The 24,936-nt window shown below is 53.3% G+C and carries 27 protein-coding genes and 1 tRNA gene; 11 read left to right on the forward strand and 17 right to left on the reverse strand.

Annotated elements, in window-relative coordinates; genetic code table 11:
- Positions 1 to 17: 17 nt before the first annotated feature.
- The 11 genes from NK55_RS01815 to NK55_RS01860 all read right to left on the reverse strand — a co-directional run bounded on the left by NK55_RS01815 (position 18) and on the right by NK55_RS01860 (position 10,324).
- Positions 18 to 1,970, reverse strand: a complete 1,953-nt coding sequence (locus tag NK55_RS01815; protein ID WP_225871775.1) for a DUF3769 domain-containing protein — start codon at positions 1,968 to 1,970, stop codon at positions 18 to 20.
- 68 nt (positions 1,971 to 2,038) lie between these two features.
- Positions 2,039 to 2,155, reverse strand: coding sequence for a photosystem II reaction center protein I (locus tag NK55_RS01820; protein ID WP_024124137.1), 117 nt, complete (start codon positions 2,153 to 2,155; stop codon positions 2,039 to 2,041).
- Positions 2,156 to 2,218: 63 nt separating this feature from the next.
- Positions 2,219 to 2,692 (reverse strand): Tic20 family protein, encoded by a 474-nt coding sequence (locus NK55_RS01825; RefSeq protein ID WP_024124138.1) that lies wholly within the window; start codon positions 2,690 to 2,692, stop codon positions 2,219 to 2,221.
- Between the two features lie 10 nt (positions 2,693 to 2,702).
- The gene (locus NK55_RS01830; RefSeq protein WP_157869627.1) at positions 2,703 to 3,137 is read right to left on the reverse strand and encodes a hypothetical protein; all 435 of its coding nucleotides are present in this window, start codon (positions 3,135 to 3,137) and stop codon (positions 2,703 to 2,705) included.
- A 46-nt stretch (positions 3,138 to 3,183) separates the two neighbouring features.
- Positions 3,184 to 3,780: an ATP-dependent Clp protease proteolytic subunit gene (locus NK55_RS01835; RefSeq protein WP_041428943.1), complete on the reverse strand. Its 597-nt coding sequence runs from the start codon at positions 3,778 to 3,780 to the stop codon at positions 3,184 to 3,186.
- Between the two features lie 72 nt (positions 3,781 to 3,852).
- Positions 3,853 to 4,824, reverse strand: coding sequence for an L-histidine N(alpha)-methyltransferase (gene egtD / locus NK55_RS01840; protein ID WP_024124141.1), 972 nt, complete (start codon positions 4,822 to 4,824; stop codon positions 3,853 to 3,855).
- 301 nt (positions 4,825 to 5,125) lie between these two features.
- A complete protein-coding gene (locus NK55_RS13945) occupies positions 5,126 to 5,389 on the reverse strand; it encodes a hypothetical protein (RefSeq protein ID WP_398507961.1) in 264 nt (87 codons plus the stop codon).
- Positions 5,390 to 5,427: 38 nt separating this feature from the next.
- On the reverse strand, positions 5,428 to 6,045 hold the full coding sequence (locus NK55_RS13950) for an ABC transporter substrate-binding protein (protein WP_255325290.1): 618 nt from the start codon (positions 6,043 to 6,045) through the stop codon (positions 5,428 to 5,430).
- Between the two features lie 67 nt (positions 6,046 to 6,112).
- The gene (gene infB / locus NK55_RS01850) at positions 6,113 to 8,977 is read right to left on the reverse strand and encodes a translation initiation factor IF-2 (protein ID WP_024124142.1); all 2,865 of its coding nucleotides are present in this window, start codon (positions 8,975 to 8,977) and stop codon (positions 6,113 to 6,115) included.
- Positions 8,978 to 9,177: 200 nt separating this feature from the next.
- Positions 9,178 to 9,729: a ribosome maturation factor RimM gene (gene rimM / locus NK55_RS01855; protein ID WP_024124143.1), complete on the reverse strand. Its 552-nt coding sequence runs from the start codon at positions 9,727 to 9,729 to the stop codon at positions 9,178 to 9,180.
- A complete protein-coding gene (locus NK55_RS01860) occupies positions 9,710 to 10,324 on the reverse strand; it encodes a precorrin-8X methylmutase (protein ID WP_024124144.1) in 615 nt (204 codons plus the stop codon). The genes rimM and NK55_RS01860 overlap by 20 nt, the downstream gene beginning before the upstream one ends.
- Positions 10,325 to 10,508: 184 nt before the next feature.
- On the opposite strand from NK55_RS01860, the gene NK55_RS01865 reads away from it, so the two are divergent.
- The 3 genes from NK55_RS01865 (at position 10,509) to mtnA (ending at position 13,155) form a co-directional block, all read left to right on the forward strand.
- Positions 10,509 to 11,000, forward strand: a complete 492-nt coding sequence (locus tag NK55_RS01865) for a CGLD27 family protein (RefSeq protein ID WP_024124145.1) — start codon at positions 10,509 to 10,511, stop codon at positions 10,998 to 11,000.
- Between the two features lie 43 nt (positions 11,001 to 11,043).
- Positions 11,044 to 11,991: an asparaginase gene (locus NK55_RS01870; protein WP_255325291.1), complete on the forward strand. Its 948-nt coding sequence runs from the start codon at positions 11,044 to 11,046 to the stop codon at positions 11,989 to 11,991.
- 93 nt (positions 11,992 to 12,084) lie between these two features.
- Positions 12,085 to 13,155, forward strand: coding sequence for an S-methyl-5-thioribose-1-phosphate isomerase (mtnA, locus tag NK55_RS01875; protein ID WP_024124147.1), 1,071 nt, complete (start codon positions 12,085 to 12,087; stop codon positions 13,153 to 13,155).
- Here the strand turns inward: mtnA and NK55_RS01880 are convergent.
- Positions 13,152 to 13,499 (reverse strand): hypothetical protein, encoded by a 348-nt coding sequence (locus tag NK55_RS01880; protein ID WP_024124148.1) that lies wholly within the window; start codon positions 13,497 to 13,499, stop codon positions 13,152 to 13,154. The genes mtnA and NK55_RS01880 overlap by 4 nt on opposite strands.
- An 87-nt stretch (positions 13,500 to 13,586) precedes the next feature.
- Here NK55_RS01880 and NK55_RS01885 point away from each other — a divergent pair, with 87 nt between their 5' ends.
- From NK55_RS01885 to ilvD, 3 genes are read left to right on the forward strand one after another with little or no spacing between them, the layout of a single operon-like run.
- Positions 13,587 to 13,892, forward strand: coding sequence for a hypothetical protein (locus NK55_RS01885; RefSeq protein WP_041428947.1), 306 nt, complete (start codon positions 13,587 to 13,589; stop codon positions 13,890 to 13,892).
- On the forward strand, positions 13,882 to 14,859 hold the full coding sequence (locus NK55_RS01890) for a stage II sporulation protein M (RefSeq protein ID WP_024124150.1): 978 nt from the start codon (positions 13,882 to 13,884) through the stop codon (positions 14,857 to 14,859). Before NK55_RS01885 ends, NK55_RS01890 begins: the two co-directional genes overlap by 11 nt.
- 41 nt (positions 14,860 to 14,900) lie before the next feature.
- A complete protein-coding gene (ilvD, locus tag NK55_RS01895) occupies positions 14,901 to 16,583 on the forward strand; it encodes a dihydroxy-acid dehydratase (RefSeq protein WP_024124151.1) in 1,683 nt (560 codons plus the stop codon).
- Here the strand turns inward: ilvD and NK55_RS01900 are convergent.
- From NK55_RS01900 to rsmD, 4 genes are all read right to left on the reverse strand, one after another.
- A complete protein-coding gene (locus NK55_RS01900) occupies positions 16,580 to 17,350 on the reverse strand; it encodes a cobalt-precorrin-6A reductase (protein ID WP_024124152.1) in 771 nt (256 codons plus the stop codon). The two genes, ilvD and NK55_RS01900, sit on opposite strands and share 4 nt — an antisense overlap.
- Before the next feature lie 2 nt (positions 17,351 to 17,352).
- Positions 17,353 to 17,529 carry a hypothetical protein gene (locus tag NK55_RS13650; protein ID WP_024124153.1) on the reverse strand — a complete coding sequence of 59 codons (177 nt, stop codon included), beginning with the start codon at positions 17,527 to 17,529 and terminating at the stop codon, positions 17,353 to 17,355.
- Between the two features lie 21 nt (positions 17,530 to 17,550).
- Entirely contained in the window at positions 17,551 to 18,513 is a 963-nt protein-coding gene (locus NK55_RS01910) for an aldo/keto reductase (protein ID WP_024124154.1), read from the reverse strand.
- A 206-nt stretch (positions 18,514 to 18,719) separates the two neighbouring features.
- Positions 18,720 to 19,268 carry a 16S rRNA (guanine(966)-N(2))-methyltransferase RsmD gene (gene rsmD / locus NK55_RS01915; RefSeq protein WP_024124155.1) on the reverse strand — a complete coding sequence of 183 codons (549 nt, stop codon included), beginning with the start codon at positions 19,266 to 19,268 and terminating at the stop codon, positions 18,720 to 18,722.
- Between the two features lie 861 nt (positions 19,269 to 20,129).
- On the opposite strand from rsmD, the gene NK55_RS01920 reads away from it, so the two are divergent.
- From NK55_RS01920 to NK55_RS01930, 3 genes are all read left to right on the forward strand, one after another.
- Positions 20,130 to 20,203 (forward strand) — tRNA-Pro (locus NK55_RS01920).
- Positions 20,204 to 20,260: 57 nt separating this feature from the next.
- Entirely contained in the window at positions 20,261 to 20,914 is a 654-nt protein-coding gene (locus NK55_RS01925) for a DUF3318 domain-containing protein (protein WP_024124156.1), read from the forward strand.
- A gap of 2 nt (positions 20,915 to 20,916) precedes the next feature.
- Entirely contained in the window at positions 20,917 to 21,135 is a 219-nt protein-coding gene (locus NK55_RS01930) for a hypothetical protein (RefSeq protein ID WP_024124157.1), read from the forward strand.
- Positions 21,136 to 21,202: 67 nt separating this feature from the next.
- Here NK55_RS01930 and NK55_RS01935 read toward each other — a convergent pair whose 3' ends face one another.
- Positions 21,203 to 22,279 (reverse strand): chlorophyll a/b binding light-harvesting protein, encoded by a 1,077-nt coding sequence (locus NK55_RS01935; protein ID WP_024124158.1) that lies wholly within the window; start codon positions 22,277 to 22,279, stop codon positions 21,203 to 21,205.
- A gap of 232 nt (positions 22,280 to 22,511) precedes the next feature.
- On the opposite strand from NK55_RS01935, the gene NK55_RS01940 reads away from it, so the two are divergent.
- Together NK55_RS01940 and NK55_RS01945 are read left to right on the forward strand one after the other, a co-directional pair.
- Positions 22,512 to 24,188 (forward strand): diguanylate cyclase, encoded by a 1,677-nt coding sequence (locus NK55_RS01940; protein ID WP_024124159.1) that lies wholly within the window; start codon positions 22,512 to 22,514, stop codon positions 24,186 to 24,188.
- A gap of 83 nt (positions 24,189 to 24,271) precedes the next feature.
- Entirely contained in the window at positions 24,272 to 24,913 is a 642-nt protein-coding gene (locus NK55_RS01945; RefSeq protein WP_024124160.1) for a response regulator transcription factor, read from the forward strand.
- Positions 24,914 to 24,936: the final 23 nt, after the last annotated feature.

Raw genomic sequence — 24,936 nt, forward strand, 5'->3', positions numbered from 1 at the left:
ATCCTCCTAATTAGATCCTAATTAGAGCGAATCACACCATCAGTTACTGTGCCCAGTCCAGGACTGGAAAAGGGATCCGCATTGCCGCGCCAGTTAAATCCATTGATACGAAATAGAATCGCACCCAGCCGATTATCCAAGTTATAGCGAAAAATCACCCCATAGGTGCGCCGACTATATTCCACAATGATGTCTGTATCAAAGATCCGGCCCGTGTCCACATTAATTTTCATCTGTGTCCCTACTCGCAGAGGACCGTAAACCTGCTGCAACAATCCCACATTCAAGACACTAAAATCAGTAATACGATCAAAAATAAATGGTGAGGATGGCTCCCCCAGCGTCTGTGTAAATCCCAGATTAAAACTTGTGTAATCCAACCAGTTGCGGGAAAAATGACCCACTTGACCGCGAAAACCTGCCCCTGCAACTAAGGCGGGTTGAGTACTGCCATTGGTGTAGTAGTTAGCTGCACCGCCCAACTGACTATAAAACTCCAGGAAGGGTTGTACAGGACGTGGGCTATAGCGCAGCCCTTGGGTTTGTGTCGGCGGTAGGGGGGTACCCCGCCAAAGGGGCAGGGCCCAGTTAAGACTTGCGGCAGCTTGAAGACGGCCTAGGCTGGGCTTAGGGGGTAGGGATGGATCATCGCTGGCGGCCGTGACGTATTGTCCTCCCACCAGATAATTGAGGGCTAGGCCTTGAGTTAAGGGAATGTCTGTACCACTGAGCGTGCCCCCAAGGCTACTGCTAATTTCCTGCTCCCCAAGGGAATTAAAGACGCGCTGGCGATAAATGGCAGACACGGTCAGGAGATGGCGTGCACCAAGATTGTGGAACAGGTCTATTCCTGCCCGTGAGGTACGTGGCCAATCACTGGGGTCTAGGGTGTTTAAGAAACCGTAACCCCGCAGGCGGGTTTGGGAGGTGAAGCGATGCCCCACTTCGATCGCCCCGCCATAACTATTGGCGTCAAAGAAATTAAAGTCATTGCTAACGATCCGTTCTAGATAAATGGATGGTAGAAAAGTGACTTGGGTATTGGGGGTATTGATTGCTCTGTAGCGATAGAGAAGAAATAGCCCACCGCGATCGCGCTCATCATAGCCAAACTCAAAGGGCAGAATCTCATAGGGACGACCCACAACAAATTGCCGCAGGACAATGGGTAAAGCCACGCGCTGATCAAAAACAATCCTGCCTCGTCGAACTTTTAGCAGGGTTTCATCATCGGCACGGACAAGGGGTTCTGCTATTGCTTCCTGTGCCCGTGCTTCAAGTTCCGGAGGATTAAAGGGGTCATTGGTGATCCGAAGATTAGTTGCAAACCAACGGCGGCCATCAAACTCCAAGCGATCGGCCTCAAAGCGCAGGCGATCCAAGCTTTCCGTGGCGGCGGCTTGGGGCTCCACCTGCTGTTGGCCAAAGCCGGGGAGAGTCCTAGGGGGTAGAGAGTCAGGAGAAAGGGTCAGGTTCAAGTCCCGATTCACCCTGGCAGCACTGACAACGCCGCGGGCATTCGTGAGGGAGCCTTGATCCAGTCTCAGGTTATACTCCAAGCGATCGCCCTGTAGGACTTGATCACCGCGGGTAATTGTTACATTCCCTTCCGCCACCAGAATTTGGGCGTCAATATCCGTTTGAATGCGATCGGCGCTAAGTTCGGCTTCCTTGAATCGCAGGAAAACATTGCCAATGGCATTGAATAACCGCCGCAGCAGGTCAAATTCTTGGCGATCCGCGGTCACCTCTAAGGGTTGATCACGGACAACAGAGGTTTCAGCATTTGCCTGCCCCAGGGGAAAGGGGGCTGTAAAATCAGGTCTTGGCTCAGGGCTGATCGGCGTTGTATTGCTTAGATCAGGGGCTACCGTTGTTCCAAGTAAGTCTGCTTGTGAGGTGCCGATAACCGCTGTCAATTCTGCGGGTTGGGTAGGGGGGGGCAGACTAACAAAAAGGGGTAAGAACAACAACGGTCAAACTTCCTCACGACCACTGCCTAGTTACCTTACCCGATGCCTGCCCCCTTTGGCGAGGATTACTCGAGATCCTTGCGCTTGGGATTACGAGCTGGGTCACCCGAGAGGAACCCGAAAACAAACAGCAGTACAAAGAAGGTTACAACGACATAAACGGTAATCTTGAGTGTTTCCATGATGTTGTGTTTTTCGTAGCGTCAACTTCTGATCATACGGGATGAGGGACTTCCTCGCATCCCCTAAAACACTTGGCTTTTTGTCGCATCTGAGAGTGTGGGAATTTCGGCATAGATGCCGCGCACAGACTGCACCACCCCATAGACAACGCCAATCACTGTGGCAATAAAGATAAAGTTGAAGAGCACCTTAATCAACAGGTCAAAACTAGCAATGCGGACAAGGAGTTCTATTAGCAGTTGGGCAATAAACAACACAATCCCCATCAACAGTGCTTGCATTGTGTTGTAGCGAATAAAGAGACTCACACGGTTATTGCGTACCACCAGCAGGTACAGAAGCATAAAAACGAGTAGCCCCGCAAAGGGAATTGAGTAGATTAAGGCAACGGGCAGTACCACCAAGACTAATGCTTGCAGCGGCGGAAATAGCTCAAATAAAAAGCCGCCAAAGGGCATGACGTAGAACAGGGGTAGTAGATAGGCTAAACTGGCGAAGATACGATCCGGCACAGTGGTGGTGGCACGCCAACTCATAGATTGCTCCTTAGAGTGTAGAGGGGGATTGACTCATCACCTTCAGTAGGAGTTCGGGGGAAATCATGTTGCACTCTATGGTTTTACTAATCAAGGGTGGTCCTACCCGCGAGGCAATAATGAGTTGAAGCTCAGGGCTGTTCTTAATCGAGAGCATGACCGCACCCATAATCGAGCTAGGATCAGGCGCTGAATTGCTGCTATTGGTGGGAAGCATTTGGATCAACTGGGCAATATCGGCGCAACTAGCCCCTGATACGTATTTTGCAAGGGCATCACTCATCTGCTCAACTGTGGTTTTCATCATCTCTGGCGGCAGAGGACTGGCGCCCTGGGCACGCACTGGCTGAACTGTTCCCATTGCAATCAGGGTACCCAAAAGAAGAGGCAGACTGCTCACCGATAAGCCCATGTCAATGGCACGCTTCAGCGATCGCCACATCATAAGTCTCAATACCTCAATAACATCTTAGATAACCCCTTTGGGCAGGCTAGTTAGCACGCTCCTCAATCACCCGATCAATCAGGCCGTAGTTTTTTGCCTCTTCAGCGGACATGAAGAAGTCGCGATCCATATCCCGCTCAATTTTTTCCAGGGGCTGGCCCGTATGGTAGGCATAGAGCTCATTGAGTTGGCGCCGTACCCGTAAAATTTCGCGAGCCTCGATTTCAATATCCGTTGCTTGGCCACGGGTGCCACCGGAGGGCTGGTGAATCATGATGCGGGAGTGGGGGAGTGCCAACCGCTTGCCTTTGGTGCCAGCTGCAAGGAGGAAAGACCCCATCGAGGCAGCCAGACCGACACAGATAGTGACGACATCCGATTTAATATGTTGCATCGTGTCGTAAATTGCCATACCGGCGGTGACGGAGCCACCCGGGGAGTTGATGTAGAGCATGATGTCTTTGCCCGGATCTTCGGAGTCAAGGTAGAGCATCACCGCCACAATTTGGTTGGCAATCTCATCATCCACTTCTTTACCCAGGAAAATAATCCGCTCGCGATAGAGACGGTTATAGATGTCAATCCACTGGGTGTAGGGTTCACCGGGCATCCGGTAGGGGACTTTGGGTACTCCGATGGGCATAGAATCCTTCCAGGCTGAGCTATCAACGCCGCTTTTCTCCCTGATTCTAACCTAATTCCTAGAGCCTTCGCTCTACACTTGGCAAAGGCAGAGGGCAAACCACTGCTGAGGATCAGTAAAGGTGTTGATCCATTGGAACCCGGCAGCGGTGAATGCCTCCTTGAGGGCAGTAAGGTCAAACTTGCGGGAAATTTCGGTGAGAATTGGTTCACCAGCAGCAAAGGTGCACTGAAAATCAAGGGCAGCCAAGGTAACGGCTTGTCTCTGTTGCGAATCTAGATACATTTCAATTTGCTGGGCAATTGGGTTATAGATGGCGCGATGGGCAAAGGCTTCGGGCTGAAAATTTCCTTGAAAGCGCCAATTGAGGTGATGGAGGATATTGCGGTTAAAAGCAGCCGTCACCCCTTGGCCATCGTTGTAAGCAGAAAGCAAAATACTCGTGTCTTTGATGAGATCCACGCCCAGCAGGAAATAGTCCCCTTTCTTAAGAACCCGATGCACCTGTTGAAACAGGGTCTGGCATTCGCTGGGGGAAAGGTTGCCGATTGTACTACCGAGAAAGCAGAGCAAGCGGCGGGGGGCTAAGGGGGGTGGTAGGTGCTCTAAGCCTACTTGATAGGTGCCAACAAGGCCATGAATGCTCAGCTGGGGGTAATCGGCAAGAAGAGCCATGGCACTGGTCTTGAGGATCGAGCTGCTGACATCAATGGGACAGTAGTAAAGATGGGATTGCACTTGAGTATAGGCGGACAGGAGGAGGCGAATCTTGCGATCGCTACCGCTTCCCAGTTCCACAAGTTCACAGGCGCCCGTGAGTTGGGCGATCGCCCCGGCGGCGGTCTTTAAAATGCCCAATTCTGTACGAGTGGGGTAGTATTCCGGTAACTCACAAATTTGTTCAAAGAGGCGCGATCCCGCAGCATCATAGAAATAGTAGGAGGGAAGAGACTTGGGTTCCTGAGTCAGACCCCGGATGACATCTTGGCCGTCCTGTTCTGTGGTGAGACTGGGTAAGTGGGTCAGGCGTAGGCGATCGCTCACAGGGAAAACGGCTCCAGAATGGGCAAGTCTTAGGATATTCTAGCTTTTAGCCGCTGCTCCAAACGGCGCCCCCACCCCGCGATCGGCAAATTCATAAAATTCCTAAGGCGCCATAGGGAAGTGCCAAGGCTGCCACTCCCGCTGTCTAGGTATTCACTGCAGTTGCAAGGTTCATGTGGACTCACACTGCACCAACACCGCATGGGTAATCATGGGAGTATTGCCAAGCCCTGGCCAGTGCAGAAACAGAAAGGGGGATGGTCAGCCATCGAGGATTTTGGGTTACACCGGTTGCTACTGCTTAAACAATACCAATTTGCGCCTGTTGATCATTCCACATGTTCCACTTTTCGTAGATGCGGCGCAGTGTGCCATCTTTCTTGAGGATATCAAGGGCTTGGTCAATCTCTGTCTTGAGGGTTTCTGCTTTGGGGTTGTTTTTGTTAAAGGCAATAACATAGTTATTCAAAAAGATTGGGACACCAATTAGCCGTAGGTGATTGTTTACTTTGCCCCCCGGACCGGTGCCAAGAACGTAGTAGGCAACAATTGGAAAGTCTAGCATCACGGCATCAAGGCGCCCCTGAGCCAACTCATCAAAGATCAGGTTGTTACTAGAGTAGGTACGGGTTTTAATTTTTTATCCCCTTCAAGAATTTCTTGGGCTTTGTAGTCAATGCCAGTGCCAACGGTCATGCCAGCCAGATTGGCAAGGCTGACTTCCCTAGTAGAAGTGTATTGTTCGAAGCGGGGATCATCGGCTCGGACTACGATCTGTTGGCCATAGCGATAGTAGGGCTGGGAAAAGAGTTGAAGGCCCTGGCGATCGGGGGTGATTTCCCAACCGTTGAGAATGATATCAAAGCGGTTGGCAGCAAGGGCAACCAGCAGTTGTTCGTACCCAGTGTCAACGAATAGGGCCTTAACTCCCATCAAGCGGGCGATCGCAGCGGCAATTTCCACCTCAAAGCCAACTAAGTTTTTGGGATCAGTAGGGTCATAAAAAACGTAGGGAGCACCCTCAATGGCCTCAGCCCCCCAAACCAATGTACCCGGATTGAGGAGACCCCTGCTGGAGATGGTGCCCGTGGTTGAGGTTCTGGAGGTTGAATCTACATTACCGGCACAGGCTGTGAGGAGGCTTTTACTGCCTGTGGCGATCGCCATCGCCCCCATTCCCTGCGCTACACAACGCAAAAACGTGCGGCGGTGCAACTCCATAGCGCTGTCCTTGTATGAGGTTGAGCATGAGTTGAGGGTTATTGTATCGGATCAACCCAGCCCCGGTTTAGTTTCTATCACCCCCACTGCCAAGACTACGACGTTTTGTTACTGTTTGAAAGGCGTAAATAATATCTCCTTCCTGCCATTGTTGGAAATCATCCAGGCGTACACCACATTCATAGCCAGCCGCAACCTCGCGGACATCCTCCTTCATGCGTTTGAGCGAACTCAAGATCCCCGTGTGAATGGTGTTTTGCTGGCGCAGCACCCGTACTTTGCAGTTGCGCACCAGCTTCCCATTGAGGACATAACAGCCGGCCACCATGCCTTTGCTGAGGGGGAAGATAGCTCGCACTTCTGCTTGACCCAGTTCTTCCTCCACCAGTTCGGGTTCCAGCATCCCCTCCATTGCCCCTTGAATATCATCAAGGAGCTTATAGATGATGTTGTATTCGCGGATATCCACGTTGTGCTGCTCCGCTGCTTGGCGTGCTCCTGAAGCGAGGGTAGTATTAAAGCCAATGATGACGGCACTACTGGCAGCGGCAAGGTCAACATCGGTTTCGGTAATTTCGCCGGGGGCCGCCAACAAAATCCGCAACTGCACTTGATCTTGGGGCAGTTGGTTGAGGGCCGTTAAAATCGCCTCAACCGAACCTTGAACGTCAGCTTTGAGAATGAGATTGAGTTCCTTGAGTTCCCCTTCGCGGGCTTGGCTAGACAAGGAAGTGAGGGAGACCCGCCGGGCGGCGGCGGCTTGGGCAAGGCGGGATTGACGTTGGGCGGCGGCGCGCTCCTCTGCAAGGGCACGGGCGGCTTTTTCATCGCTGAGGACTTCAAATTCATCTCCCGCAGCAGGGACATCTGCCAGACCCAAGACTTCGACTGCAAAGGAGGGGGTTGCTGCCTCGACCCGCTGGCCGCGATCATCAATCATGGCGCGAACCCGACCAAAACAGGCACCCGCCACTAAAATATCACCGACCCGCAGTGTACCGTTTTGTACCAGCAATGTGGCCACTGGTCCCCGCGCCCGATCCAAGTGGGCTTCAATGACGGTGCCCTTGGCGGGGCGGTTGGGATTGGCGTAGAGGTCCTCCACCTCTGCCACCAGCAGGATCATTTCCAGGAGCGTATCGAGATTTTGCTGTTGCAGGGCACTGACGGGCACCATAATCGTGTCGCCGCCCCACTCTTCGGGCACTAGACCGTATTCAGTGAGTTCTTGCTTGATTCGCTCTGGTTGGGCAGACTCTTTATCAATTTTATTAATGGCGACGATGATCGGAACCTTGGCTGCCCTGGCGTGGCTAATGGCTTCAATAGTTTGCGGTTGTACGCCATCATCGGCGGCAACGACGAGAACGGCAATGTCAGTGACCCGTGCCCCCCGTGCTCGCATAGCGGTAAAGGCTTCGTGACCGGGGGTATCGAGAAAGACCACCTGATGTTTCTCGCCGTTGTGTTCGACGTCCACGTGGTAGGCGCCAATGTGTTGGGTGATGCCGCCTGCTTCCCCTTGGGCAACCTTGGCATTGCGGATGGCATCGAGGAGGGTGGTTTTGCCATGATCGACGTGACCCATAATCGTGACCACAGGCGGACGCCGTTGCAGGTGATCAAGGTCACTCGACTCCAGCATTTCAGTGACTTTTGTGGCCTCGACTTTGTGCTGTGCTGTTTCCACCGCGATCCCCAATTCCTTGGCCACGAGTTCGATCGTTTCGATCTCAAGGGTCTGGTTGATGGTGGCGGCAATTCCCTTAAAGAAGAGAATTTTAATGATTTCTGCCTCGGGGCGACGCACTAAAGTGGCCAATTCCTGCACCGACATTGGGCCTTCAATCGTAATGTGATCGGGTGGGGGTGCTTCCGCTGGTTCTCCGTGACGGCGATCGCGATGGCGGGATTGTTTTTTCTCGCTGCTTTTTTCAGTTTTTGCCGCTGGTGTAACGGGGCGGGCGGGACGGGGAACCTTGGGCTTGGGGGGCCGTTGCAGGGATTGACTGACATCAACCGTTACTTGGTGTACTCCGACCAAACGGCTAGTGAGTTCGAGTTCTTCCTCTTCGTCAATGATTTCTTCGCGCAATTTGACGACGCGGGAGGATTTCCGTTTGTGCTCTTCATCATCAAAGTCTTTGTGACGGTGGCGGTCTTTGATGACTTTGCTAACGGACTTGTCATCGAGTACCTCAACGGTTTCGGTGACGGGCTTTGGTGGATTGGCTGCCCGCACGGGTTTGGGTGGTGGTTGTAGCTCGGGTAAAGCTGGTTTGGGCGCTATTTCTGGGGGCTTGACGGGGGCAGGGGGAACGGCCCGCTGGACAATTTCAATGCGATCTTGGCTCCTGGGTTTTGCGGGGGCGATCGCCCCCTTTTCTTTTTTGGGGGGGTCCTTTAGCTCCTTACGGGGCGGGGGAGTGGCAGCGACGTTTTCCTCTTTCTTGGTGGGGCGGGCCGGTGGGGGAACTAAGGTAGGCGCTGGACGTGGTGGCGTTGGTTCGGGTTTTGCGGGGGGGGCAGGGGGCTTGGGAGCCACAGGTTCCACTGGCTTCGTGGCAACGGGCGCAGGGGGGGTAGGCCGCGTAGGCGCTTGGGGGCGAGCGGGGGGCTGTTGTAATTGGGGCTTGGGCGCTTCTGGTATTTCAGAGCGGGTTTGGCTGTGCACAGCAACAATTTGCTGCGTTTTTTGGGGGGCTGGGGCTTTCTTCACAGGGGGCAGTGTTTTTGAAACTTTATGGGGAGAGGCACTATGGGGTTGGTAGGTTTTAGCAGCGTCGCGAATGCGATCGGCATCGGCATCGGAAATTGTGCTGCTGTGGCTTTTATAGGGAATCCCCAATTGTTCACAGATCGCCAATAAATCGCGATTATCTAGGTTAAGTTCTTTTGATAGGTCATAGATGCGGACTTTACCAATACTCATGCTGTCTCTCAAAGGCTCTGAAATCTCTATGAAGGGGCAAACGGTAGGGCGATCGCGCTCGCCTAGGTCAAGACTACCGTCAAGGTGGAATTAGGGGACTTTAAGGGATGGGTTGGGGCAGCTCACTGAACAATAATCTCAAGAGTCGGGACTACAAAAATACAAGTATTCCTATTATTAACGATTTTGGTAGGGATTGATCAGGGCAACAGCCCTAAGGGGGGATCAATTTCAATTCTTCGGGCTGCCAGATCAACCACCGGGACGATGGCTGGGACAAAGGGAATATACACCGATTGGGGGGCTGCTGGGGCAGGGTCGAGTAACTGCACTTCCAGTAGGTCATTGCCCGCATTGACCAAGCCCACTACTTCGCCAACCCGCTTACCTTGGTGATAGACCGCCAGTCCAATCAGATCCATGAGGTGGTATTCATTGGCCGCAAGGGGTGGGCGATCGCTGGCGGGGACTAAAATTTCTGCCCCCTTGAGCGCCTCCGCTGCGGTGCGATCGCTAATTTCGGCAAAGGTAACCACAAACTGTTCGGCACGGGGTAAAAATCGGCCCCGTAGGAGGGTAACCGTATAGGGCTGGGGCTGGCGGGGCGATCGCAACCAACGGCAACCAGCCACTGTAAAGCGTTCGGGAAAATCACTAAAGGGCTTGACTTTGACCTCGCCCCGCAGGCCGTGGGCACCAACGATTTGACCAATACAGAGCCACTCATTCACCTCAGGGAAGGGGGTCACCATAGGCCGTCCAAGCCAACTTCAGTAAACCGTTCATAATTGCTGTGGCAACGCTCACGCCCCCCTTGCAACCCTTAATGGCAATGTGGGGTACCCAAGAGTTTTGCAGGCGATCCAAGGTGGGGGGGAGAAAATTGGGGGCAGCGTCAATAATTAAGGCGGGGCGAATTTCCTGAGCCTCCACTAAAGTCAGGAGGGGTTCTAGGGCTGAATGATCACTACTGAGAACAAAAATAGCCGTGGGATGCCGTCGTGCCAAGGTTTCAATACCAAAGGCAATGCGAGATTTTTCCTGCTGCGGCCGGGTGAAGGTTTCTGCCCCACAGTAAATGGGATTGCCAAAGGTGTTTTGGGTGTAGGAGAGCACCCCCACCTGTACCATCGTTACATCCACCACAATCGGGGTATGAGCAGCAAGGGCAGCCACACCAGATTGCAGAGCCTGCTCTGAATAGACAATCAAATTCAGGTATTCTAAATCCCCCGTTGCATAAATCACACGGCGTGTAATATCGTACTGGGCTGGACTCAGGTGATGCCCAGCCAGCAGCTGGTCAATCAGGCGTAACTGCGCAACATCAAAATGGTGCCATTCCATCCAAGGTGCCGCAAGGGAATTAGGGAATAATCAATATAGCAGCAAAGGTTTCCCCACTAGACGCAGGGTGGGATTGCCATCCTCTAGTGTAAGGGGCGATCGCCCAATTTCATGCACACTGGGGCGATCCACGATTTCAGCGAGACTGGTATGCTGGAAACAGCGTCCTTAAACTTGTGCCACTGTGTCTCAGAGTCTCTGTCCTGTTCCGGCAGATCAGCGACCAATTAACGAATATCGTGACCTCAAAGCCTCTTGGTTTTTTGAATGGTCGAGTTGGCCGCGGCCGCGTTTTCAACGGCGTTTGCTGCTGCTGTGGGGGATGGCTTGGCTAGTCAGTGGACCGGTGGCGATCGCCAGCTTTTCTCTAAAAGAAGCACCCCTTCACACCTTCTTGGCCGCTGCTGTAGGAGCCAATTTCCTGTTGTTACTCATTCTTTTGCGCCTTGTGTTGGGTTGGGCCTACGTGGGCGATCGCCTGCAACGTCCCACCGTGGTTTATGAAGAAACGGGTTGGTATGATGGTCAAGAATGGCAAAAACCCGAAGCTGAATTGACTCAAGATCGCCTGATCTATACCTACGAGTTGCGCCCGATTTTGCAACGGTTACAGGTGACATTTTTAGCGCTTGTGATCTTTTCTTTGGGACTTGCCCTTGGTTGGGCACTCCTGTAGCTGCTGCCGATATTGTTGCTCACTTACCCGCATGACCGAACCGATGTCCAAACGCACCCAAGCTCCTGCCCTCGATGTTTACTTACTGCGGGAAGGGATTGTTGAGTCGCGCCACCATGTCCATGCCGTTGTCTGTGATGCCCGGGGACGGATTCTTGCCCTTGCGGGAAATGCTGAAACCGCTGCTTTTATCCGCTCTGCCCTCAAGCCCTTTCAAGCCTTGGCAGTGACGACAACGGGAACAATGGAGCGGTTTGATTTGAGCGATCGCGACCTTGCGATTATCTGCAGCTCCCACCAAGGTCGTATTGAGCAAGTGCGCCAAGTCTTTAACATCCTTTGGCGTGCCGATGTGGATCCCACCGCCTTGCAATGTCCCGTTCCCCCCGGTCGCCAAGGGGCACTTCAGCACAACTGTTCGGGTAAACACGCGGGGATGCTAGCGGTTTGTCAACGGCGCAATTGGCCATTGGCAAGCTATCTCCACAAAAATCACCCCGTTCAAACGCTCATCCTCGCCAAGGTGGCGGAACTGCTGAAGATGCCCGCCGCCGAGTTTATCTGTGCCCACGACGACTGTGGGGCGCCCACCTACTTAATGCAACTGGTGCAGATGGCTACCCTTTATGGCCAACTCGCCTCTGGCAATGACTGGGCAATGGAGCGCGTGGTTCGTGCCATGACCCACCACCCTGATTTTGTTGCAGGCCCCGGTGCCTTTGATAGTGAGCTGATGCGCCTCACGGAGGGGGAAATTCTCAGTAAGTCTGGGGCTGAGGGGATTCAATGTGTGGGGCGTGTGGGGGAAGGCATGGGATTAGCCATCAAGGTCAGTGACGGTGCCCAGCGTGCCAAATACGCCGTTGCCATTCAACTGTTGAAGCAACTCGGCTGGATTACCCCCAGTGTGGCGGAGGCCTTGGGGGAGCAGTTTCTAATTCCCAACCCATTTACCCGCCTCGAGGTCAATGGTGAACTGACCTTTGCCTAGGGGTTGATTGGTTGCCGCGGGCTAATGGTTAAAATGAATTTTTACCCTAGGCGATGATGAGTAGTCAATTTAGATGCACCTACGGAGGCTGTTGTGGCTGTCACAGCAAATGTCGGAACCATCTTTCCTGTGGTGTGGGCGGGCGATCGCGTGCAATTAATTGATCAAACCCGCTTGCCAGAACAGTATGAACTCAAGGACATCACCACCGCAGCGGAGATGGCCACCGCCATTCGGACGATGATTGTCCGGGGCGCACCAGCAATTGGTGTGGCAGCAGCGTTTGGCATGGTTTTGGGAGCGCGGGAATACAGGGGCAGCGATCGCGAGGGCTTCTTAGCCCACCTTGAGAATATTGCTTCGGAATTGCGCCAAACCCGGCCGACGGCAGTGAATTTATTTTGGGCCATTGATCGCATGCTAGGAGCAGCCCAACAGCCCACAGCCACCCTTGGGGAACTTCAGCAACACCTCCTTGAAACTGCACAAACCATTGCCCAGGAAGATGTGCAAGCCTGTCAAGCCATTGGTGAAAACGGCCTTAAGGTTCTGCCGAAAACTCCCGAGAAATTGCGCCTCCTTACCCACTGCAATGCGGGGGCCCTAGCGACAGCAGGCTATGGAACAGCCTTAGGGGTGGTTCGTGCCGCTTGGGCGGCGGGTCGCTTAGAGCGGGTCTATGCCGATGAAACCCGGCCCCGGCTTCAGGGAGCCAAATTAACTGCTTGGGAATGTGTCCAAGAGGGCATTCCTGTCACTCTGATTGCTGATACCATGGCCGCCCACTGTATGCAGCGGGGGATGATTGATGCGGTGGTGGTAGGGGCGGATCGCATTGCCCTGAATGGAGATACCGCCAACAAAATTGGCACCTACAGCGTTGCCCTGGCCGCCCGGGCCCACAGCATTCCTTTCTTTGTTGCCGCGCCCCTTTCGACAATTGACACCAACATTGCCACTGGGGCCGCAATTCCCATTGAGGAGCGGCATCCCCAAGAAATTTATCAGGTGGGGTTTAGCCGTATTACGCCTGCGGGGGTGGATTTCTACAATCCGGCCTTTGATGTTACACCGGCTTCCCTCATTAGCGGCATTATCACCGAGAAGGGGGTTTTTGCCCCCGCCGAGCTGGCCCAAGCCATCGGCGCTGCAAGCCCCGACTAATTATGGCAAACCGCCCGGGCAATGTCACCGCCGATTGTGCCCGGAGGATAACTTTGGCTACCGTCCCACTCCCAACCGTAGTACTCACTTTTCACATCGTAGGGGTCGCAGGAGGCGGTTGCCGGGTGCCAATAGTCATCTCCACGGGTCGAGAGGTGAAAATCTACTTGGACAATGCCATTTTGATTGGTATAGAACCGACGGGAATCCATATCAACGGTGTAAACATGGCCCTTACTGTCGCGAGCAACTTCCACCTCCTGTTCTGCAAAGGCCGGGGGAGCGATCGCTAGACCTAGGCTCAAGGTGGCTGCCCCCACAAGGGCGACATGGGTCCGCAACATTGTCAAAAACCTCTTTCTTTGCTAACACGATCGTAGCAACTGTGCTAAAACATCGTTATTCTTAGTTCAAAAACCTCTATAGAAAAAATGATTTCCTCGCCCTCTCCGTTGACCACCACCGACCTCAATGCCCTGGCTGAACGTATCCGTATGGCAGCGGCCCAAGCCAATGGAAATGTCCATGATCTGTTGGCACTGCTGCGACTTTTAGAGCAATTGCACCGTGAAATTTGTGACAATCAGTTTCAGGCAGCGTTGCCCACCAATCGCCAAGCCCTCTATAAACTGCTGCGGGATATTGAAACCAATGGCGGCTGGCCCTACATTCCCCGTAGGCGTCTAGAGTCCTTTTTGGGGCTAGTTCAAGAGGCATCCGATCCCGATGAATGTTGAACGCTGGCTAATCCGGCAGGAGCCCCAGTGGCTAGAGCTAGAACAACTGCTCAACCGTGCCGAAATTGAGGGAATTCAGGGCTGGTCAGCAGCGGAAATTCGCCGCCTCAGTCAGTTGTACCGCCTTGTCAGTGCTGATTTGGCGCGGGCAAAAACTCGCCGCCTAGGCAGTGGCATTGTCAACTATTTGCAGGGTCTCACCTTGCGAAGCTACAGTCAGATCTATCAGGGTCAGCACTCCCACGATGGGCGCAAGGTGTGGTGTTTTTTGCAGCGGGGCTTCCCGGCGGTTGTGCAGCAAACATGGGTCTATACGGCCTTGGCCTTGGGGGTGTTTCTGGTGGCCGCCGCGATCGCTTGGTGGTATGGGTGGCGCGATCGCCAGTTTTTGGAACTGCTGGTGCCCCCAGACATCCTCTCCGTCGTGGAAAAGGAGGGCAAGCTGTGGATGGGATCAATTGTGGGGATTGAGCCCTTGGCCTCCAGTGCCATTCTGACGAATAACCTGAGTGTGGCTTTGGCAATGGTCGCGGGAGGCATCCTGGGCGGCCTGGGAACCCTCTACATCCTTTGGAACAACGGTCTGCACATTGGGGGGATCGCTGCCCTTGTGGCGCAAAACAACCTAGCGTATCCCTTTTGGGCGTTTGTCAGTCCCCATGGTGCCTTAGAGTTGCCCGCGATTTTTTTGGCGGGGGCGGCCGGTCTGTTGCTGGGGCAGGCAATTCTCTTGCCAGGGCGCTACCCTCGCCTTAGGGCCTTGAAACGCAATGGTGCCTTGGCGGCGCAACTCATGTTTGGAATTGTGCCACTGCTGGTGATTGCGGCTATGATTGAGGGCTTTTGGTCGCCCAATCCGCTGATTCCCAACAGTGTGAAGTATCTTTCCGGTCTCGGTTTGTTTGCTGCTTTAGTGTTTTATTTGGCTTGGCCCATAGAGCGATCGCCCACAGGTGAGAGAAAATAGAAAAATGCTTTATTGACGTTTAGGCCGATCGCGAGAACACTATGGCAGAAAATTGGCGCAGTCGCATCATTACAGAAGGCATTCAACGCACCCCCAACCGAGCCATGCTGCGAGCTGTGGGTTTTGGCGACGAGGATTTTAACAAGCCCATAGTTGGGGTGGCCAGTGCCCACAGCACAATTACTCCCTGCAATATGGGGATTGCTGCCCTTGCCAGTCGCGCCGAAGCAGGAATTCGTGCCGCGGGAGGGATGCCGCAGTTGTTTGGCACAATTACGGTCAGCGATGGTATTTCCATGGGCACTGAAGGGATGAAATACTCCTTGGTCTCGCGGGATGTGATTGCTGATTCGATTGAGACTGTCTGTAATGCCCAAAGTATGGATGGGGTGCTGGCGATCGGTGGCTGTGACAAGAATATGCCCGGCGCGATGATTGCCATGGCACGGATGAACATTCCGGCCATTTTTGTCTATGGGGGTACGATTAAGCCCGGTCATTGGCAGGGTCAAGACCTTACGGTTGTCAGCGCCTTTGAAGCCGTGGGTCAGTTTAGTGCCGGCAAAATGGATGAAGCAACGCTCCATGCCATTGAACACCATGCCTGTCCGGGGGCAGGTTCCTGTGGCGGAATGTTCACAGCAAATACAATGTCCTCGGCTTTTGAGGCAATGGGCATGAGTTTAATGTATTCCTCAACGATGACGGCGGAGGATGCCGAAAAAGCTGACAGTACTGAGTTGGCGGGCAAGGTGCTAGTGGAGGCAATCCGCAAAAATATCCGCCCCCGTGACATTATTACCCGCAAATCCATTGAAAATGCCATCAGTGTGATTATGGCTGTGGGGGGATCCACAAATGCAGTGCTGCATTTTCTGGCGATCGCCCACAGTGCCGAGGTCCCCTTGACCATTGATGATTTTGAAACCATTCGCCAGCGGGTGCCCGTCCTTTGCGACCTCAAGCCCTCGGGTAAATACGTCACTGCGGATCTACATCGGGCAGGGGGCATTCCCCAAGTCATGAAAATGCTCTTCAATGCCGGATTGCTCCACGGGGATTGCCTAACGATTACTGGAGAAACCATTGCCGAGCGGCTGCGGGATGTGCCCGATACCCCCGACCCCAACCAAGATGTGATTCGTCCTTTTGATCAACCTTTGTATGCCACGGGTCACCTGGCCATTCTCAAGGGCAATTTAGCCAGCGAGGGTGCTGTGGCCAAAATCTCCGGGGTGAAAAATCCCCAAATTACCGGGCCTGCCCGCGTCTTTGACTCCGAGGAAGCCTGCCTTGACGCCATTCTGGCGGGCAAGATCAACCCCGGCGATGTCATTGTCATTCGCTATGAAGGCCCCGTCGGTGGTCCGGGGATGCGGGAAATGCTGGCTCCCACCTCTGCCATTATTGGCGCGGGTTTAGGGGATAGTGTTGGCCTCATTACCGATGGTCGCTTTTCGGGAGGCACCTATGGCATGGTCGTCGGTCATGTGGCGCCGGAAGCGGCAGTTGGTGGGACGATCGCCCTTGTGGAGGAGGGAGACTCGATTACCATTGATGCCCATCGGCGGCTCCTACAACTCAATGTCAGTGAGGAAGAACTGGCGGCGCGGCGGGCTAAATGGCAGCCCCCTGCCCCTCGCTATACCCGTGGTGTGTTGGCCAAATATGCCAAACTAGTGTCTTCGAGTAGCCTGGGGGCGGTGACTGATCGCTTTGTCTAGGAACGAGACAGTTCTTGCAAAAGTTCTTGCAAAAAGGCCTCGATGCCAGCGCGATCGCTCGTTTGCCGGGGATAAACCATGGGCGGACGTTGCAGTGTAATCAGCTTCACCTGCAGTTCCTGGGCAAGGGTTTGCTTGATCTGCTCACTCGCGGTACCCGAGGCCTTGGTGACCACCGTTGTAATTTGCCACTGTTGCCAGAGGGCACGCTCTAGCTCCCGCGACACAGGGGGGAAAATGGCAACTAACCGCTGGCGATCGAACCCCACCGCCAAGGCAGTTTCTAAGGCTGTCACCGTGGGCAGAATCCGCGCAAAGAGGGTCGCCTGCCCCTGAAGGGGCGCAAAGGCCGCTAAATGCTTGACCCCTAGGGTCAGCAATACCCGCTCACCCACCAAGAGATTGCTGCACAGCAGGGATGGCAAATCCGTAACCAGACCAGTTGTGTGGGCAGACTCTGGGCGTTCAAAGCGCAGGTAGGGTAACCTCAGCTCTTGGCTTATGGCCACAGCCAGGGTAGAAATTTCCACCGCAAAGGGGTGGGAGGCATCTACAACTGCTTGAATAGAGCACTGCCGGATAAACTCACGGGCGCCCTGGGGGGTAAAGCGCTCAACATGGCAGTGTAGGAGGGGATGGGGGGCATAGAGATGGCAGGCCTCAGGGGTAGTCACGGTTACCCAGCAGCGGATGCCATAGCCAACGATGCACTCAGTAATCCAGCGGCTCTCTTGAGTACCGCCAATTAACCACAGGGAGAAAGCCACACCTATCCTAGGAGGGCACGGCGAAAGTTCTGACGGTAGGACTTATTCAACAGCAGCGGCAACCAGAGCACACTGAGGACAAAGCGGGATTGGGTGTAGTAGGTGCGATGAAAACCCTGCCAAAAGCGCAGTGCAATAAGGAGGTAGAGGACAATAATGGCAAAACCAAGGAGTTCCATAAACACAGCGCTGAATCTGAACTACCACTTCCACATTACTGGATTCTTTGGGTCCAAGGTGGCAATGACTGGCTGGCTAATTTCATCCAGCATGGCCAAGATGGACCTATCCAACTGCAGATCCGCCGCTTTGATATTTTCCAGGACTTGTTCTGGATGGCGGGCACCGACAATGGCACAGGTTTGGGGCTGATGCAGGAGCCAAGCCAATGCCAAGTTCCCTACCGTTGTGCCTAAACTGGTGGCAATGGGTTTCATCAACTCAATCGCTTCAAGGGCACGGGCATAGGTTTCCCCTTGAAAGAGTTGGTTTTTAGAGCGGTTATCTTCGGGTTCAAACTGGTGACCCGGACCAAAGCGCCCCGTCAGCAGCCCTTGGGCAAGGGGCGAGTAGGCCAAAACCGTCATCTCATGCTCAATACAAAAAGGAATTAATTCTGCTTCTGCCCAGCGCCAAAAGAGGGAATAAGGGGGCTGGACGCTCTCAATGCGCCCATACTGCATTGCCTCAGCCAGTTGGGCACGGGAGAAGTTGGAGACACCAATAGCACGAATTTTGCCGGCAGCTTGCAACTCCACCATCGCCTGCATGGTTTCCTCAATGGGCACGATTTCTGAGCCAAAGGAACCGGCGGGCCAGTGGATTTGGTAGAGATCAATGTAGTCGGTGTTGAGGTTACGGAGCGATCGCTCGCAGGCGGCAATCACGTCTTTGTAGCGCAAGTGGTTGGCGAAGACTTTCGTCGCATAGACACAGCGATCGCGCAAGTCTCCCACGGCTGCAGCCACAATCCGCTCTGAATGACCCTCCCCATAGACTTCAGCCGTATCAATGGTGGTCATCCCTGCTTCGACAGCAGCACGAATGGTGCGAATGGACTCTTCATCTTCAATGCCAACCCACCAACGTTTGCCCGCTTGCCACGTGCCAAGAATCAGGGGTGTGATTTGAATCTCTGTGCGACCAAGGGAACGGGTTTGCATACCATCATTGAATCAGCCCAACAGTAGGAGTTTTGGGGGGATAGGGTGAATGGTGTAACAAGTTGATGATGTAGTTGCCCCGAACTGTAGTAATGACAATCCTGTTGTGCAAAACTCCATCGTCACTCTACCGCGATCCGCACTTTCCTGCAACTGATAGAGCTTTTTCAGGGACTAGTGGTGGGGGCTAAAAGCCGCTCATCGTTCTAACGGCTCAAGAAAATGACCATTGTGCTGCCATAGGTTTTAATGCGTTGCTGCTGCCAGCCGATCGCCAGAATCGCCTCTAAATCTGGTGGATTTTTTGTGCGACACTCAACGGCAATTTCCCCCTTAGGACTGAGACGCTCCTCCTGCCAAAGCAACTGGAGAACGGGTAGATATAAATCACTATTGTAGGGGGGGTCAAAGTAAATAAACTCAAACTGGAGAATAGGGACTTGAGGCAGCTTCTGGCGCACATCCCCCCGCAAAACCAGGGTGTGCTGATGGGGTTGGGCAAGGGCTGACCAGTTTTCACGGATGACTTGGCAGGCTTGGGGAGACTGTTCAATACCAACCACCCACTGGGCACCGCGCAGTAGGGCTTCCGCCCCCATTGCACCGGTACCAGCACACAAATCTAGCCAGCCACATCCTTGGAGGCGACCCTGCCAGATATTGAAAATCGCTTGGCGAACTTTGGCACTTGTGGGACGGGTACTGTGACCGGGAAGGGTTTTGAGCGATCGCTGGCCCGAAATTCGCAAAGGCATATTTTTAAGGTAACGGCTTTAGCCCAAAATAAAAAGCCCTAGGAGTCTTGCCGTGTTTCGACCCTAGGACTTTTGTTTGCGAATCACTCCTCACTAACTCAACAATACTCTGAGGGTCTGGGAACCTGTAGAGCGGCACATGACACTTTCTCAAGTGACACCTGTTTTCTAGGGGGAGGGTGCTGACTTCATTGTCGTGGCTGCTTTGATTTGGACACAGTGGTCAGTGACCCGATCCATCAGCTCCATCAGCAAAAGACTCTACTGCGCCAACCCAACCATTCAGTTTGATTCAGGCAAAACACTGTTGTTCCTCCAGAGAACCAACGCCCGCGTTGGTAAGAATTTAATATCTCAAATAAGATAATTAAACTTATAACAAGTCTTTTAATGAAATTAAAAATCTCATAAGAGATACTCTTCGGGAAGGGGCCAAAGGAATCGGAACAGGAGGGCCTGGCTGGCGGACTAGAGCTGTCTTAGGGGTAGGGACCCAAACGAATCAAGGCAAACCCTCGATCTAAGGTGATCTCAAACTCTGAGCCCCCTTGAGAGGGGGGATGCTCTTCTGCCTTCGCGGTCGGTTATCCTGCTGAAGCTGTACTGCCTTGAGCTCCGCTGTAGAGGCAGGAGCCGGCGATCGTAAGAGAGTCTAAAGCAGCGCATCTGACGTGCTTGACTGATCTCGGTTGACCGATTGTGGGTGCCGCAATAGAGCAAATTTCTCAAAGCTTTTCCTAGAGCGAGTTTTAGCTGCCCTGACTCGAATAATGGACTAAAGTTGGCCTAAATTTCCTTGCTGCACAATCTCCCCTGCTCAATTGAGGAAAAAGCCAGCAAATGCTATCTTAGATAAGTTGTCGGGATGTAGCGCAGCTTGGTAGCGCACTTCGTTCGGGACGAAGGGGTCGCAGGTTCAAATCCTGTCATCCCGATCGGTCAGCACACAACTGTTAAGATAGGTAAGAAATACCCTAGGATTGTGTTGTGCTATGACCTCGGCTGCATCCTCAGTTGCCCGTTCTGATTTAGCAGAATTGCGTCGTCTCAAGTCTCTCTTGCCGCCAGAGCTGCAAAGCTGGGTGATGATCGAACCAGCAAGTGGGGTGAATCCTCCCCTCATTACCTGCGAGGAAATTGGCAAGGATGAGGTGGAAATTCAAATTGATTTAGCACGTTGGGATCAATTGGCCAAGGATCAGCGCAACCTCCTCTTTTGGCACGAGGTTGCCCGCATTCAAAATGACACGATTCCTCGCGATGGCTGGGAAATGGCGGCACTGGCGATTGGCCTGGGGGGTGCCGTGGGAGAACTTTGGGTACAGGATGGCTTGCTGCTGCTCCTTGCCCTTGGGCTGTGTGGCTTTTCGGGCTGGCGGCTTTACCAGCGCAATAATGGCGAAAAGGTTCTCAAGGAAGCTATTGCCGCTGATGAGCGAGCGATCGCCCTCGCCACCCGCTTCGGCTATGAATTGCCCAATGCCTACAAAAGTCTTGGCAGTGCCCTCAAGCTTTTGATCGAGCAGGCCCCCAATCGCCGCCAACGCAAACGCTATGAGCTGCGTCTGCAGGCCCTGAAGAAGAGCGCGGCTAAGGCCAAGGCTCGCATGCAGGCCATGCAAAACGACACTCCAGCAGGCTCCTAGTCATGGCTCGCCCAAAACGCCAACGGCTGCTGCCAATAATCATTCTCCTGTGGACAGTGGCCAGTCTAGGATTTATGGCCCAGTGGGATTTACATCCAGTGCTGCGGTACTATGGCTGGGTCTTTACGGCTCAAATTGCCTTTTTGCTTTTCTTCTTGCCGCAGATGGGACGACAGCTCAGGGGTGTCCAACGCTCCCAAGGGAATGACAGTCTTCCCTAAGTGACGCCAAAAAACCTCGATCAGGACGATCGAGGGTAGGAGGGTAGCTAACAGGAATTTATTGAAATTAATTTTCAATAGCTGGACTGAGAAAAGTTTCCAACTCCTTGAAATTAAATCCCATGGCTCGCAGGGCGTGCCAAAGGTGACCCTGTAGGAAGAAAAAAGCAAGGAAGAAGTGGGCATTGGCTAGCCACGCACGGGGAGTATGTTGGCCAAGGGGCAATTCAATGGTGTCTGCGAAGTAGGGCGCAATTCCCAGCTTGACTTCTAGGGGTGGTCCATAAAACGCGACCGGATAGGCGAGTGTATTCACTGCACAGAAGTAGGCGGCCACAAACCCCGCCAAGGCAATTCCCCCAAGTGAATAGGAGAGAATTGCTTCAGCATTAAACATCAGCACCTTCCGTGCCCAAGCCAACGGCGGTACAAGAATGTGCCAAATGCCACCTGCAATTAGCAAAATGGCAATGTAGATATGCCCTCCCACTAGGTCTTCCAAACTATTAATGCTGGCAAAGTGGGTTTGGTAGCCATAGATAACAAAGGGATCCAACGTGGGCTGCGCTACAAGGCGTACCGTTTGCAAATTGGCATCGTACAACCCACCCCAGATGGTTGCTTTGAGAACCAACAGCAGGGCACCGAACCCCAAAAAGAGCAGATGATGTCCTAAAATAATGCCCAGTTGTTTTGGATCATCCCAGCGGAAGTGGAAGCGACGGGCCCGACCAGTGGCTGTACTGAGATCATGGGGGGCACGAAAGGTATGAAAGAGCGCACCGGCCCCTAGGACAGCAGAGGAAATCAGATGCACTGCCCCAATCACAAAGTAGGGGTACAAATCCACCACTTTACCCTCCTCGCCGATGCCAAACCCCAAGGTTGCTAGATGGGGCAGCAAAATCAGGCCCTGTTCTCCCATAGGCAGATTGGGGTTGTATTGGGAAATTTCGTAAAGCGTAAAGGCGCCGGCCCAGAATACGGTCAGAGCTGCCTGTGCCACATGGGCGGCAATGAATAACCCTGAGAGGTTTACAAATCGGGCATTACCGGCCCACCAATCATACTTGACGTTGGCTTGACCGTAGGTTTGTAAGCCGGCAGCCATCACAGGGGTTGGAGATTCACTGGCGATCGCCATCCTGTCCTCCTTTGTTGATAAATAGATTGGACGTCAATATTGGGATTTATTGAGCATTAATCTCAACAAACCCAGGTCTACTATAGCAGGTTTATTGAGAATTAGTAGCATCTAACAAGAATGCAAATATAAAGATATGTAACTAATGGCTAGGGGCATTCTCCTTTCAGAAGGTTGAGCAATAGGCAGGTAAGGCAGTAGAGTAGTAGCGACAGGTACTTGGCGGTTAGGTATGGCCATTTTGCTTTATCACGAAAATGTGGCAACGGCGGCCACATTGGTCTCGATCCTAACCACTGCCGATCATCGGGTGGATGTGGTTGCCCGATCCGAGGACCTCTGGAGCTTACTAGCCAGTCGTCGCTACCACCTCTTGATTGTGGATGAGTCCCATTTGGGCACAACAGTTGAGGTCTTTTGCCAGAAAGTGCGCGATCGCGGATTTCAGGAACCTATTTTGATCCTCACGGGCCAAGATTGGCCAACCCAGCCAGATACCCAAGTCATTTATTGTCGCTATCCCTGCTCCCCAGCAGCACTCCTTGAGATCGTCCAGCAACTCCTCAGTGCAATCGCCACCTCTAAGCCTGAGCAGAACCGCGATTCCGGCCTGCCCCTTGTCCTTCACATTGACAACGACACCGACTTAATCCGTTCCCTTGAGGAGCATTCTGCCGATAGTGGTTTTCGCTATGTGGCCATAGATAGCTGGCCCGTCGTCAATACCTTTCTGCAGGAGTGCTGGCCCAATGCTGTCATTCTCAATCCGGAAGTAATGCCCGATAAAGTGACCACCCGCGAGTTTTTGCAGCAATTGCGCCAACATCGTCCGCCCATCCCCGCACTCGTGTTTACTGCCCGTGACACGTGGCGCGATCGCTTGGCGGCTATTCGCCTTGGCTCGCGGATGACCCTGAGTAAGCCCGTTGATGTCGAGCGGCTGTTGCAAACCCTCGAACAGTTACTCCAGCCCCAAGAGATGACCTCCGCCAGCATTCTGGCTGTGGACGATGATGCCGTCACCCTGGCCATCCTGAAACGCCTCTTGGAACCTTGGGGAATGAGCGTCACCTCACTTCAAGATCCCGATCAATTTTGGGATGTGCTAGAGACCACCACCCCCGAATTGGTGATTCTCGATGTCCAAATGCCGGGCATCAACGGCCTAGAACTCTGCCAAGTTGTGCGCAATGATCCCCGTTGGAATCAGCTCCCTATCCTCTTTCTTACGGCAACCACTGACCCGGCGCTGGTGAACCAACTCTTTGCCGCCGGTGCTGATGATTTTGTCAGTAAACCCATTGCTGGTCCTGAGCTGATAACGCGGATCATCAACCGCCTAGAGCGTACCCGCCTTCTGAAACGCTTAGCAGAGGTCGATCCCCTCACAGGACTCAGCAATCGGCGTAAAGCCACAGAAGACATTGAACGCTTTTTAACCCTTGCCAGCCGCCAACAGCAAACCCTTTGCATTGCCGTTTTAGATTTAGATTATTTCAAACGCATCAATGATACCTACGGTCACGATGTCGGCGATCAGGTATTGGTGACTACCGCTCGGATGTTGCGCCAGTCCCTGCGCATGGAGGATGTTGTCGCTCGCTGGGGCGGCGAGGAATTTTTAATTGCGTTGTATGGCATTTCCCTTGAGGTGGCCAAGCACCGCCTTGCTATCTGTTTACAGCGATTGCGGAATCACACCTTCCACGCCCCCAACCATGACAGCTTTAAGGTGAGTTTTAGTGCCGGTATTAGTCAATTTCCCACCCATGGAAAGAGCTTAGTGCAACTGGTGAAGACGGCGGATGATGCCCTCTATGCCGCCAAGGCAGCAGGACGTGCTCAAATTATGACGGCCCTAAAGGAAATACCCCCAGAACTTGCCAATGCCTCCTCCCAAGAGGAATAAGCTATTCTAAAGGAGCACGCTCATTCTCAGTAAAACTCGGCCCCAGCACCGTTGACTGTCCTAAATGTATGACCTTATAATCTATGACCTTTGAGGCATCCTCTGGACAAAAAGCCACCATTCTCTTGGTAGATGACGATCCCAACCTGGTGCTCTTGGTCAAGGATTACCTTGAGATGCAGGGATATCGCGTGCTCACCGCAGCCCATGGCAATGAAGGGCTGGCAATTCTTCGGCAACACACTCCAGATTTAATTATTTGTGATGTGATGATGCCGCAGATGGATGGCTATAGCTTTGTCAGTGCGGTGCGACAACAGGCACACCTCAGTTGGTTGCCAGTGCTCTTTCTCTCCGCTAAGGGGCAAACCCACGATCGCATTAAGGGGTTGCAAACCGGCGGTGATGTTTACCTGGTCAAGCCCTTTGAACCGGATGAACTCCTAGCCCAAATCCAAGCCCTCCTCAAACAAACGGCTCGCCTGTGGGAGGCTCAAGGACGACAAGCCCCCCCTGGGCCACCCCCCCCTGGTGTCGAACTCACCCCCACAGAAACGCGAATTCTCCAATATGTCGCCCGGGGAATGTCGAATCGTGAAATTGCTGCAGAGCTACACGTGAGTCAGCGCACAGTGGAAAGCCACGTCAGCAATATGCTAGGGAAAACGGGTTGCCACAATCGCACTGAGTTGGCTCGCTGGGCGATCGATTATCATTACGTGTGACCTGCGCTCTTTATGAGGGGCAT

The organism is Thermosynechococcus sp. NK55a (assembly GCF_000505665.1).
GTDB lineage: Bacteria > Cyanobacteriota > Cyanobacteriia > Thermosynechococcales > Thermosynechococcaceae > Thermosynechococcus.